Below are 12,487 nucleotides of genomic sequence, written 5' to 3'. Positions count from 1 at the left end.
CTAGGGGGGCCCTCATCATCCCTCAGGGCCCGAAAGGCTCACCTCATCGGCCCTTTCCGTTAATCTTTTTTACTCTGAAATCCAGCGGCTCCTCAAGGCGCCAGAAGCGGCAGAATGAACACACCTCACCGCTCGACGGCATGCCGCAGATCTTGCACTCTCTCAGCTCTACCTCTTCAAGCTCGGCCTCGAAGATGTGCTTCTTCCTCAGGTAGCCCTTCACGAAGTTTATCTTGGTTCCCGGTCTCTTCTCCTCCATATCGTTGAGGACTTCCTTGAACTCAAGTGTTGTGGCTCCGTGAGCGTGCGGGCACTCCTCGCTGTGGTACTCTATGCCGTTGGCAAGTGCATAGGCAACAACTTCTCTCTCGGTGAGCTCGTAAAGGGGCTTAATTTTCTTCACGAATTTGCCCTCACCGGGGGTTAGCGGTCCCTGTTTGGCCAGATACTGCGTATTCCAGTGCATCATGTTGGAGAATATGAAGCTCGCCTCGTCGTCGAGGTTGTGCCCGGTGGCGACTGCATCGAAGCCGTTGTCGTAGGCGAACTTGTTGAAGATGTAGCGCTTCGTTAAGCCGCAGTAGGAGCATGTGGGTCTTCTCGTCCTTACTTCGCCAATTCCGTGACCCAGGAGCTCCTTAACGCGGACTATGTGGAGAGGAACTCCCAAAGCCTCGCACTGCTTCTGTGCATGTTCTTCGCTCTTCTCCGAGTACTCCCCTATGCCGAGGTTTATGTGGAGGCACTCTATATCGTAGCCAAGTTTTTTCAGCACGTAAGCGGTAACGGCTGAATCCTTTCCCCCGCTCACAACGACTAGAACTCTCTCGTCGGGCTTCAGCAGCTTGTATCTCTCTATTGTGCGCTTAATCTTTCTCTCGAAGTACTCGGTGAAGTGCTCAGGACAGAGGTACATCTTTGGGTAGTGAAGCTTAATGAAAGCTGGTTTCTCGCAGAACTTGCATCTCATCGGCATTCTCTCACCTCCACAGCCCTTGCAAGGCAAGCGCTGGCGGAAAAACTTTTACCACTGTGGTGGCATATCTTCCAGCAGGTGCCGACCTGATGAGTTCATCTAAATTGCTCGCTGGTAGGATGCGCTCTTCGGGCGCGAAATGAATGCGAACTTCCCTAGATGGTCGATTTCTTGTACGCACCTCTCTCAGTAGCTCCATCTTTTCACCTTAACAGAAAAACGAAAGGACGGTTAAAAACTTACTCCTCAGGCTTAAGAGATTCCACTTTTGTCCTCCAGTTACCGGGCTTCCTGAAGTCCTTCTCCGTGTAGAGGCCCTCCTTCTTGAGTATGCCCCTCGCGGCAAGAAGACCCGTCGCGGCGGCATTGACGATGTCCCTGCTCAGGCCCGCACCATCTCCAGCGGCGAATATGCCCTCGATGCTCGTCTCGAGGTTCTCATTAACCTCGGCGCGCATGGCGTAGTACTTGATCTCAGGTGCGTAGAGCAAAGTATGGTCACTGGCAACCCCGGGCAGAACCTTGTCGAGCTTCTCCAAGCCTTCTAAGATGTTGGTGACGACCCTGTGCGGTAGTGCCATCGCGATGTCTCCTGGAGTAACGTGTTTGAGTGTTGGCTCGACGTCGCTTCTCTTTATTCTACCCCATGTGCTTCTCCTTCCACGCCTTAAATCGCCGAGCCTCTGGAGGAGGGGCTTTCCTCCGCCTATGGTCGTGGCTAACTGCGCTATGCTCTTTCCGTAGGCGGTGGTATCCTCGACTGGCTCTGTGAGTTCAATCCTGCTCAGGAAGGCGAAGTTAGTGTTGTTGCTCTTCTTCTCGTGCATAGAGTGGCCGTTTACTCCAACGTATCCGTCGTAGCGCTCTTCGACGACGAAACCGTTTGGGTTGGTGCAGAAGGTTCTCACGAAGTCGTCGTAGGTGTCCGTATAGATGTGAAACTTGGGGTCGTGGTTTATGCTCGTTATGGGTTCCATCACTATGGCAGGAACCTCGACACGAACGCCTACATCGATGGGTCCATGCTTCGCTTTGAGGCCTATCTTCTTGGCCACGTCGTGGAACCAGTCCGCTCCTCCCCTTCCGGGAGCGACGATGATATAACGGGTGTTTATAGTGAAGATGTTCTTTCCCCGCCTGACCTTCACCCGTCCCTGGCCGAACTCTAGCGCTTTCGTCCAGAGAAGGAACTCAACGCCTTTGCCCTCGAGGTGCTTTTTTATGTCGCCGATAACTTCGGGCGTTCTGTCCGAGCCGATGTGCCTCTGGATGATGGGGATGAACTTGACGCCGGCCTGAGCGGCCCTCTGCTCCCAGTACTTTACATGCTCGGGGTCGCCTTTGAACAGGTTTTTTGGGGCTTTGTGTTTAAGAAAAATCTGGTCAACCTCCCAGACGAGCTGCCAGGCGTAGTTCTCGTCGTTTGTGAGCTCCTTTAGGTCGCCGCCTATGTCCGGGCGGAGATTGATGGTGCCGTCGCTCAGTCCCCCCGCACCGCCAACACCGCTCATTATGTGGCAGGGTTGGCAGCCAATGCAGTAGCCGAGCTCGTACATAGGACAGACGCGCTGGTCGATGTCACCGCCTTCGTCTATTATCAGAACCCTAACATCGCTCTTCTCTGCCAGTTCGTAGGCTGCGAAAAGACCTGCCGGACCGGCTCCGATGATCACAACGTCGTACATCTTTCCAGAAACCATATTTCCCTTGTCGAGGTTTGGGACAATTTCCTTAAAAACTTTTTGGCAAGTTTCTGGTTAATTCTGCCAAATTATCGGGCAATTTTTGACATTTAAATTTTAGATACTTTCCCGAAACCTTTAAACAGAATTGAGTAGTACGACTTTCAGTGGGAGTATGGCCGGAGAGAAATCTGATAAAGCCAAGGCAAATAAGATAAAGATAATCCACAGCAAGAGAAAGCTTCTCCAGCTCCGGAGAAAGGAGGGGCTGAGCCACAACATTCGCTACATCTCCAAAGTCCCCGTCGAGATAGTCATGGATAGGGACTTTCTTGTTGTTCATCCTGACGATCCGCTCTTCGAGCTCATCCAGAACCTTCGGGACGAGGAGAGCTCTGCGGTTGTCGTTGACGATGAGAGGAAGCTGATGGGCTTTGTAACGATGAAAGACCTGCTTCATTTCTTCGAACCCCCAAGGAGATATTCCATAGTAGGAACCGGCCTCCTGAAGAAGTACTCCATAAGCAGGGCATCCTGCGTTAGAGACATAATGGTAAGGAAGCCTATAACGATTCACATCGATGACAACCTGGGGAAAAGGCCATAAAGATAATGATTGAACCCGGGAAGCATCATCTCCCGGTAGTTGACGAGAACGGCCATCTTCACGGCGTGCTTGAAATTAAGGACATAATCTGCCTCATCCGCATAGTTTCGGCTTGATATCACTTAAAACTATACCTTCGTACTCGGCTATGTTGGCGCTCTGGCGTGGGGGTACTCCAACATACAGGCCCTCTTCCTCGGTGGAATTCTCACCGCCACCAGCATGGGCCTTATCACCAGCATACTCATGGAGATGAAGACACTGAGGAGCAGGGTGGGAACGACTATTCTCGCCGCTGCCGTAGTTGACGACGTGCTTGGTATAATAATTCTGACGGTTCTCGTGGCCATGAACACGAAGGGAAGCGTTTATCCTATGGATGTGCTCATAATCCTTGGTGAGGTTACATTGTCCTTTATTTTGGGCCTTCTCCTTGGTAGTCCCGCTATAAAGGAAGCTCTCCGCGCGTCGGAGAGAATAAACCTCCCCGAGACGGTCACGGCCTTTGCGATGGCCATAATGCTCCTCTTTGCCTACATCGCCGAGCAGTTCTAGCTGGCGGGTATAACTGGCGCTTATCTCGCAGGTTTCCTCATAGCCGGGAGTGCAGAGGCCAGAGAAATAACGAGCAAAACGCTGACCATAGGCTATTCCCTCTTCATTCCCGTTTTTCTTGTGAGCATAGGCATTGAGACTGACATCCACGTTCTGGGCCACATCGGGCTTTTTGCAGGAGGATATGTACTCCTCGCAATAGCAGGTAAGGTAGTGGGCTGCGGTATCGGCGGTCTGCTTATGAAGTTCAAGCCGCGGGAAGCTCTTCAGATAGGCGTCGGCATGGTTCCCAGGATGGAGGTTGCGCTCATAATGGCCAACATAGGCCTCCGCGAGGAAGTGTTTGACAGAGGGACTTTCTCCATCCCCGTAAGTATGGTCATCATAACGACGCTGGTAATCCCTTCCTCCTGAAGTGGGCATTTTCGAGGGAGTGATATGGAGATACTGCTCCTCATAGCCCTGATGCTTGCAACGGCTAAATTGATGGGTTACATCTTTGAGCGCGCTGGCCAGCCGGTTGTGCTGGGCCAGATATTCTGTGGGCTTTTGATTGGCATCTTCTTCGATACCAACCCAGTTATAGGGCAGTTCTCAAATCTGGGAGTCCTGCTCCTCCTCTTCATAGCCGGCCTCGAGAGCGAGCTCAAGGAGTTCAAGCGCGTCGGGAAGCAGAGCGTTATGGTTGCTGGCCTGGGGTGTTTATAGCCTTCGTCTTTGGCTTCTCGTTGCTTATCCGTTTGTTCCTCCTCACGAGGCGGTTCTCTACGGGGCGATGATGACACCCACGAGCGTCAGCATAACCGTCAAGGTGCTCATGGAGCTAAGGAGACTGAACACAAAGGAAGGGATGACGATTCTCGCTGCTGCCGTTGTCGATGATGTGCTGGGAATCCTTATCCTGACGATCGCGATTTCGATGATAAAGGGCGGTGAGGTGAACTACGCCAGCCTTGCGGAAGTCTTGATATCTGTGTCCCTCCTTCTGTTCTTCTTCCTTTACTTCGGGCCTGGACTGCGGATAGGGCTTTCATGTTCATCTCGAGGATAGACCTGCCGGAATCAGAGACAGCCTTTGCCCTAGTTTTTCTGATAGCGTTTGCATACCTTGCCGAGCACCTCAACCTCGCATCCATTCTCGGGTCATATCTTACAGGCCTCGCCCTCGGTCAGAGTGCCAAGAAAAAGGCGGTAATGGAGCACGTGAACGTTATCGGATACTCCCTTTTCATCTCCCTGTTCTTCGTCGAGGTAGGGATGAGGATTGAGCTGGGCTACATCCTCCACGCAGGCCTCTTTGCGGTTATGTACACCGCTGCGGCCATATTGAGCAAGGTGCTCGGATGCGGAGCGGGAGTAAGACTTGCCGGCTTTGACTGGAATTCCTCTGTCAGGATAGGCGTCGGCATGATACCCAGGCGAGGTGTCGAGCTGGCCATGCTGGCGATTGCACTGGCAAGTGGGATTATAGGGCCCGATGCATTGACCGTTGCAATCCTGATGGTCTTCGTTACGACGATGATAACTCCGCCCCTGCTAAAGTGGCTCTATTCGAGGTAGCTCAGCCAACCGAGTGCTCTTCATCCATCCGTCAGTGCCGGTCTCATCATCGCGTGCACACTTCAGGGCATAGGTTTATAAAATCCTTGCCGGAGGAAATGCTATGAGTGAGTTCACGGCGATACTGAGTTCGGCCCTCTTCATGCTCATCATGATAGACCCGAGCGATAAGGTACTCCTGGTCAGTCTGCTGCGTGAAGACTTCCACATAGAGGATATAAGAGCCCTAATCATTAGGGCCAACCTCATAGGATTTCTTCTCCTCTTCCTATTCGCGGTTTCCGGCCAGATAATCCTCCAGCAGATTTTCCACATAGACCTCAACGCCCTCCGTGTCGCTGGAGGCTTTGTTCTCTTCAAGATAGGTCTTGAGGCCCTTGAGAGCGGTGGAATGATAACCCTCAAGAAGGAGAAAAACATCCTTGCTCTGGCTGCCGTACCTGTGGCCACCCCGTTGATAGCCGGCCCAGCGGCTATAACAACGGCAATAACCCTCACAGCCGAGAGGGGAATCTACCACGCCACCGCTGCTATATTCATTGCTATACTCTTTACAGCCCTCGTGATGTGCCTTACCCTATACGTTATCAAGAACATCAGCAAAACAACGCTCGGTGTCTTCATCAGGACAATCGGTATGTTCACGATGGCCATTGGAGCGCAGATGATGGTTCAGGGTGTGGTGGGGATATACATCATGATGACCGCCCCCTGAGGTTTGTCATTTAGGGGGAATTGGTAGGTAATATTTTAACCCCCTTCCTACTTTCTCAACCAAGAGGGAGGGTTTGAAATGAGAATTGAGAAGGTAAAGGGAACGCGAGATCTTTTGCCGGAGGAGATGGCGAAGAGGAGATGGGTCTTTGAGAGGATAAGGGGAGTCTTCGAGCGCTACAACTTTCACGAGATACTCACACCGACCTTCGAATACACCGCTCTCTTTCAGCTGAGGAGCGGTGAGGAGGTTGTGGAGCAGCTCTACGCCTTCGAGGACAAGGGCGGTAGGAACCTCTCACTGAGGCCTGACATGACGTCGAGCGTAGCGCGCTTATTCGTCAACCAGTTCCAGAACGCACCAAAGCCTGTGAAGTGGTACTACATCGCCAACATGTTCAGGTATGAAGAACCTCAGAGCGGCCGCTACAGGGAGTTCTGGCAGGCTGGAGTCGAGCTCATCGGTAGCGACAAGGTCGAGGCCGACGCTGAGGTCATAGCCCTCCTCGTCGAGAGCTACCTCGCGACAGGCCTCAGGGAGTTCACCGTCAACATCGGCGACCGCATTCTGCTCGACGAGTTCGCGAAGATGCTTGGCGTTAGCGATGACGTTGGTCTGATGAGGCTTATCGACAAGAAGGACAAGAGGAGCAGGGAAGACTTCATAGGGTCCCTGGGAGAGTTCGGTCTAAGCGACGAAGGTATTGAGAAGGTTCTGGCGCTGATAGAGATAAAAGGAAAGCCTGATGAGGTTCTCCCGAACGCGGAGGAGCTCTTCACGAGCGATAAGGCGGGGAAGGAAATAAAGCGCCTCTACGAGCTTGTGGAGCTCCTCAAGGCTTACGGCGTCTACGACTTCATACTCATAGATATCGGCATAGCCAGGGGCTTCGACTACTACACGAGCGTCGTCTTTGAGGCGATAGCGCCGAATGACCTCGGGATAGGCTCGATAGGTGGCGGCGGCCGCTACGACAACCTTATAGAGGTCTTCGGCGGAAAGCCAACTCCAGCGACGGGCTTTGCCATCGGAATAGAGCGCCTCATACCAATCCTCGAAAGCAAGGGCCTGATTCCAGAGCCGAAGCTCCGGCCAGACGTCTACGTGATTCCAATCGGGAAAGAGCTTGAGCTCAGGGCGAAGGCCATTGAAATAACTCAGAGCCTTAGGAAGAAAGGCATCACGGCCGACTACGACCTCATGGGCAGGAAGCTCAAGAAGGCTCTAGACTATGCGGGAAGGCTCGATGTGCCGATAGTTGTCCTCGTTGGAAAGAAGGATCTCGCGGAGGGCAGGGTAACGGTCAGGGACATGGTCACGGGCGAGCAGATAGCTGTTAAAATTGAAAGGGTCCCGGAAGAGCTCTCACGGCTTCTCAGGAGGTAGACCCTTACTTTCTCTTTACCTTGAATTTATTCGCCGTTCTCTTCATTCTCCACTCTTCGAGCTTTCTGACGAAGGGGCAGCGGGAGCGCCACTTCCAGTAGGCCCTCTTCAGCGACTCCATCATCTTCACCCCGAAAATGCTGGTGGAGTGAGTTTAAAGCCTTAGCGGATGCTCCGGAAGTAGTTAATCAGGCTCTTGGCGAGATCTTCGGAGACTATCTTGATGCTGACCTCGTGGTTCCAGTAGAGGGCGCTCTCGCTCCAGTTGTGACTCCCGAGGAAGACTATTTTCCCGTCTATCACCACCACCTTAGCGTGAAGCGTCGTTTCGGGCGAGTCAAAAGAAACGTCTACGCCGTTGGCTTTCAGGTAATCGTAGGCGGCCCGGTTGATGTCCGAGGAGTCCTCGAGAAGGACATGAACGCTGACTCCCCTCTTTTCGGCCTCCGCCAGGGCTCTTATGAGGTCGTTTGCCCAGTCGAAGCTGTCCGCGGGGTCGTACTTCATGGAGAACATCATTATGTAGATGCTCTCACCGGCGTTGTTTATGGCGTTGAGAACCTCATAGTAGTATTCATTATCGAGGAGTATTTCAAAACCTGCCCCGTTTCCAAGAGCCTGCTGAATCAGACAGCTCTCGTATTTGGCCTTCAACGAGCTGAGTTCTTCCTCCTTCTTGGCCAGTGTGGAGTTGAGCTCGGAGAGCTTTGAGACGCACAAGCTAAGATTCTCGGTCAGCTCGGTGACGTTGATTTCAGGTTCTATCACTTTCACCTCGGTATGGGTTTCGGATACGGTTTCGGTGAGTGTGTGGTTCTGGATTTCAGTTACGGTGGTTGTCACGGTTTGAGTTCCACCAAGACAGCCCGCTGATAGAACAGTTATGATGAGCAGAAATACCAGAGCTTTCTTCACGCGTACCACCATCCAATGGTGTACATCCAACTTGTGAATTTAACCTTAACGTAGGGCAACCGTTAAAACCATGAACGGCCAAAGTTGTTGGGATGATGAGTCTGGAGCCCCCTGATTGGTGAGGAGGTTTCGCGGGGCTGACCGCCATGATAAAGCACTGGCTGTGTAAAGACCTCTACGAAGAGATATGTAGGCTGGAGTGCTCCCTTCAAGAGCTCGAGGAGCAGATAATAGAGCTCCGAATGCAGCTTAACATGAAGGTGGACGAGGCCAACCGTCTGGCTGTAGAGAACGCCAGCCTGAGGCACAAGCTTGAGATGATGGAGCGCCGTGAGGAGCGCCTCTGGGAGTTTCTCAGGAAGATTAAGGTGCCCCTTGTCATAGTGGATGAGGAACAGTTCGAGGACGTTGACGTTGATTTGGAGGCTGATTTGAAAGACTAACAAAAACCTTAATTAGGCTCCGGCTCTTTTTACTTCAACTTAAAAAGAGGTGATGCTCATGAGCATGGACATGACCACGAGAATGTTCAAGGAAGAGGGGTGGATGAGGAAAACCTGTAAAGTCTGCGGAAAACCCTTCTGGACGCTCGACCCCGATAGAGAAACCTGCGGGGACCCGCCGTGTGATGAGTATGAGTTCATCGGAAAGCCTGGTATTCCTAAGAAGTACACCCTCGACGAGATGCGAGAGAAGTTCCTGAGCTTCTTTGAGAAGCACGGTCACGGCAGGGTGAAGCGCTATCCCATTCTGCCGAGATGGAGAGACGACGTTCTCCTCGTTGGTGCTTCAATTATGGACTTCCAGCCCTGGGTCATAAGCGGTGAAGCCGATCCTCCGGCCAATCCGCTCACCATCTCACAGCCCTCAATAAGGTTTACGGACATAGACAACGTCGGAATAACCGGCAGGCACTTCACGATATTCGAAATGATGGCTCACCACGCCTTCAACTATCCTGGCAAGCCGATATACTGGATGGACGAGACCGTTGAGCTGGCCTTTAAGTTCTTCACCAAGGAGCTCGGCATGAAGGCCGAGGACATAACCTTCAAGGAGAACCCCTGGGCCGGCGGTGGAAACGCCGGACCGGCTTTCGAGGTCCTCTACCGAGGCCTTGAGGTTGCTACCCTCGTGTTCATGCAGTACAAGAAGGCCCCAAAGAACGCGGATCCGAGCCGGGTGGTCGAGATAAAGGGCGACAAGTACGTCCCCATGGAGACGAGAGTAGTTGATACCGGCTATGGCCTCGAGCGCTTAGTCTGGATGAGTCACGGTACTCCTACAGCTTATGACGCTGTCCTCGGTTACGTCGTCGAGCCTCTCAAGAGGATGGCGGGGATAGAGAGGATAGACGAGAGAATCCTGATAGAGAACTCTCGTTTAGCCGGAATGTTCGACATCGAGGATATGGGCGACCTCAAGGCCCTTCGTCAAGAAGTCGCCAAGCGCGTTGGAATAAGCATGGAAGAGCTCGAGAGATCAATAAGGCCCTACGAGCTCATCTACGCCATAGCTGATCACACCAAGGCTCTCACCTTCATGCTGGCGGATGGGGTTATTCCCTCGAACGTCAAGGCCGGCTATTTGGTTAGACTCCTCATAAGGAAGAGCATAAGGCACCTCCGCGAGCTCGGTCTAGAGGTTCCGCTGACGGAGATAGTCGCCATGCACATAAAGGAGCTCTCCCCGACCTACCCCGAGTTCAAAGAGATGGAGGACGTCATCCTCGACATCATAAATGTCGAGGAGAAGCGCTACTTTGATACCCTCAGGCGCGGAAGCGACCTCGTGAAGAGGGAGATAGAGAAGCTCAAGAAAAAGGGAATAGAGGAGCTCCCACTGGAGAGGCTCTTACTGTTCTATGAAAGCCACGGGCTTACGCCAGAGATAGTCGCCGAGATAGCCGAAAGAGAAGGCATCAAGGTTCACATTCCGGACAACTTCTACACCCTCGTCGCCAAAGAGGCCGAGAGGCAGACTAAGAAAGAGGAGAAGAAGGTTGAGATAGTCGACTTCGAGCTCGTTAAGGACCTCCCGGACACGAGGACACTCTACTACGAGGATCCCTTCATGAGGGAGTTCGAGGCAAAGGTTCTGAAGGTCATCAACGATTGGGTCATTTTGGACCAGACGGCATTCTATCCAGAGGGCGGCGGACAGCCCTACGATACGGGTGAGCTCAATGGCGTTAAGGTTCTTGAGGTTCAGAAGGTCGGCAAGGTAATCCTTCACCGCGTTGAGAGGCCTGAGGAGTTCAAGGAGGGCATGACTGTCCATGGAAAGCTCGACTGGACTAGGAGGATACAGCACATGCGCCACCACACGGGAACCCACGTCCTCATGGGTGCCCTGGTTAGGGTTCTCGGAAAGCACGTCTGGCAGGCTGGTTCTCAGCTTCATACCGACTGGGCCAGGCTGGACATATCCCACTACAAGCGCATAACCGAGGAGGAGCTCAGGGAGATAGAGAGGCTCGCCAATAGGATAGTTATGGAGAACAGAAGGGTAGCCTGGGAGTGGCTTCCAAGGACTGAAGCCGAGATGAAGTACGGCTTCAGGCTCTATCAGGGCGGAGTTGTGCCGGGCAGGATTATCAGGGTGCTCAGGATAGAGGACTGGGATGTCCAGGCCTGTGGTGGAACCCACCTGCCGAACACCTGCCTTGTAGGTCCGATTAAAATCCTGAGAACCGAGCGCATACAGGACGGTGTTGAGAGGATAATCTTCGCCGCGGGAGAGGCCGCCGTAAACTGGATGCAAGAAACTGAGAGAATCCTCAAGAGAACAAGTGAGGTCTTCCGCGTCCCGCCCGAGAAGTTGCCAGAGACTGCCGGGAGATTCTTCAACGAGTGGAAGGAGGCAAGGAAGGAAGTTGAGAAGCTCAGGAAGGAGCTGGCGAAGCTCCTCGTTTACGAACTTGAGGACAGAATCGAGAGGGTCGGGGAAGTTGAGTTCATTGGCGCAGTCGTTGAGGGAACCATGGACGACCTCCGCGAGACGGCAAACAAGCTCAGGAAGGATAAGAGAGTTGTCCTCCTCATCAGCAGGGAGGGTCACTTCGTCGTTGCCGTTGGCGATGGCCTCGACCTTAAGGCCGGCGAGCTTGCGAAGGTGATAACAAGCGTTGCCGGCGGTGGTGGGGGTGGAAGAAAGGAGCTCGCCCAGGGCAGGATAAAGAACCCCCTGAAGGCCGAGGAGGCTATAGCCGAGGTGAAGAAGCGCCTCGGCTGATTTTTAAACTTTCCTTGGTGGTCAAAATCAAGGTCAAGACCCTGACCAGGCAGATTGTAGAGTTCTGCTCTGAACTCGGGCTAACTACTATTCCTGAGTATAGGACTCCAGACGGGACGAGGATAGACGTGGCGATTCTGAATGGCGGACAAAAGCTCCTCGCCATCGAGCTTGAGGCTTCCTTCAAGTGGTTTCCTCAGAGGGTTCTCTACGACGTCGTCAAGGCCCATAGGGCGGGGTTTCCGGAGCTTTGGGTTATAACGCCTTTTAAAAACGTGAAGCCGGGTTGGGTTCTGAACTACGCTGAGGAGTTAGGTGTGAGACTTAAGGTGCTCCCTCCAGAAGAGCTGGAAAAGGAAATAGCTGGAATCAGGGCTTTCTCTCTTCTTTCCAATACTTGACGTAGATTACGTCTTCAGCGTGCCAGAGTGGTATCTTGTCTCCCTTTATGATTATCTCCACCTTCCCGTTCTCATAGATGAGTTTCTTTGTTACGTCTTGTGGGAGCTGAAACTGGATGTAGATTTCATCGGGCACGGTGTCTTTGTGTATGGTGACTTTGAACTCGTTGGTGCCTTTGTAGTTTTCATTCCCGTATCTGATGAGGTATGAGGTCCCCTCTGGGAACTTTATTGTCAGCTCGAAGGAGTTCACGTGGGGACTAATCTTCATAGTAAAGAGCCCGACGCCGTCCTTTGTGATGAACGTAACGCTTTGGTTGTTGGTGTAGAAGACTTCCCTGTACTCTATGCTCGCAGGGGGAATTTGTGACGTACTGAGGGCGTAGGCCGCGAGCGCTATTGTGATTATTGCCATTATTGTGAGCGCCTTGTCCATGGTATCACCCCAAAATATTT

10 protein-coding genes and 3 pseudogenes are annotated in these 12,487 nt (G+C 52.7%); 8 read left to right on the top strand and 5 right to left on the bottom strand.

Annotated features, from left to right (window positions below; genetic code table 11):
• Nucleotides 1–43: 43 nt before the first annotated feature.
• Both ttuA and A7C91_RS03470 read right to left on the bottom strand, forming a co-directional pair.
• On the bottom strand, nt 44–970 hold the full coding sequence (gene ttuA / locus A7C91_RS03480) for a tRNA-5-methyluridine(54) 2-sulfurtransferase (protein WP_068667384.1): 927 nt from the start codon (nt 968–970) through the stop codon (nt 44–46).
• 245 nt (nt 971–1,215) lie between these two features.
• Nucleotides 1,216–2,676 carry an NAD(P)/FAD-dependent oxidoreductase gene (locus A7C91_RS03470; protein WP_068664940.1) on the bottom strand — a complete coding sequence of 487 codons (1,461 nt, stop codon included), beginning with the start codon at nt 2,674–2,676 and terminating at the stop codon, nt 1,216–1,218.
• 157 nt (nt 2,677–2,833) lie between these two features.
• Here A7C91_RS03470 and A7C91_RS03465 point away from each other — a divergent pair.
• The 5 genes and pseudogenes from A7C91_RS03465 to hisS all read left to right on the top strand — a co-directional run bounded on the left by A7C91_RS03465 (nt 2,834) and on the right by hisS (nt 7,481).
• Nucleotides 2,834–3,381 (top strand): annotated as a pseudogene (locus tag A7C91_RS03465) (CBS domain-containing protein).
• 19 nt (nt 3,382–3,400) lie between these two features.
• Nucleotides 3,401–4,257: pseudogene (locus A7C91_RS03460) on the top strand (cation:proton antiporter); the annotation flags it as partial.
• A gap of 1 nt (nt 4,258) precedes the next feature.
• Nucleotides 4,259–5,380, top strand: a pseudogene (locus tag A7C91_RS12510) (cation:proton antiporter).
• Nucleotides 5,381–5,483: 103 nt separating this feature from the next.
• Nucleotides 5,484–6,095, top strand: a complete 612-nt coding sequence (locus A7C91_RS03450; RefSeq protein WP_068664938.1) for a MarC family protein — start codon at nt 5,484–5,486, stop codon at nt 6,093–6,095.
• A 78-nt stretch (nt 6,096–6,173) separates the two neighbouring features.
• A complete protein-coding gene (hisS, locus tag A7C91_RS03445; RefSeq protein ID WP_068664936.1) occupies nt 6,174–7,481 on the top strand; it encodes a histidine--tRNA ligase in 1,308 nt (435 codons plus the stop codon).
• Nucleotides 7,482–7,485: 4 nt separating this feature from the next.
• Here hisS and A7C91_RS12130 read toward each other — a convergent pair whose 3' ends face one another.
• Together A7C91_RS12130 and A7C91_RS03440 are read right to left on the bottom strand one after the other, a co-directional pair.
• Entirely contained in the window at nt 7,486–7,611 is a 126-nt protein-coding gene (locus A7C91_RS12130) for a hypothetical protein (protein ID WP_267886267.1), read from the bottom strand.
• A gap of 32 nt (nt 7,612–7,643) precedes the next feature.
• Nucleotides 7,644–8,408 (bottom strand): phospholipase D-like domain-containing protein, encoded by a 765-nt coding sequence (locus tag A7C91_RS03440; RefSeq protein ID WP_068664934.1) that lies wholly within the window; start codon nt 8,406–8,408, stop codon nt 7,644–7,646.
• Between the two features lie 134 nt (nt 8,409–8,542).
• Here A7C91_RS03440 and A7C91_RS03435 point away from each other — a divergent pair, with 134 nt between their 5' ends.
• From A7C91_RS03435 to A7C91_RS03425, 3 genes are read left to right on the top strand one after another with little or no spacing between them, the layout of a single operon-like run.
• Nucleotides 8,543–8,839: a hypothetical protein gene (locus A7C91_RS03435; RefSeq protein WP_068664932.1), complete on the top strand. Its 297-nt coding sequence runs from the start codon at nt 8,543–8,545 to the stop codon at nt 8,837–8,839.
• A 58-nt stretch (nt 8,840–8,897) separates the two neighbouring features.
• Nucleotides 8,898–11,630 carry an alanine--tRNA ligase gene (gene alaS / locus A7C91_RS03430; RefSeq protein ID WP_068664930.1) on the top strand — a complete coding sequence of 911 codons (2,733 nt, stop codon included), beginning with the start codon at nt 8,898–8,900 and terminating at the stop codon, nt 11,628–11,630.
• A gap of 17 nt (nt 11,631–11,647) precedes the next feature.
• A complete protein-coding gene (locus A7C91_RS03425) occupies nt 11,648–12,031 on the top strand; it encodes a hypothetical protein (RefSeq protein WP_068664928.1) in 384 nt (127 codons plus the stop codon).
• Here A7C91_RS03425 and A7C91_RS03420 read toward each other — a convergent pair.
• Complete coding sequence (locus tag A7C91_RS03420; RefSeq protein ID WP_068664926.1) at nt 12,000–12,467, bottom strand: hypothetical protein; 468 nt, start codon at nt 12,465–12,467, stop codon at nt 12,000–12,002. The two genes, A7C91_RS03425 and A7C91_RS03420, sit on opposite strands and share 32 nt — an antisense overlap.
• Between the last annotated feature and the right edge of the window lie 20 nt (nt 12,468–12,487).

This window comes from Thermococcus piezophilus (assembly GCF_001647085.1).
In the GTDB taxonomy this organism is placed as follows: Archaea; Methanobacteriota_B; Thermococci; order Thermococcales; family Thermococcaceae; genus Thermococcus; species Thermococcus piezophilus.
This window is presented reverse-complemented; position numbering and strand designations above follow the sequence as displayed.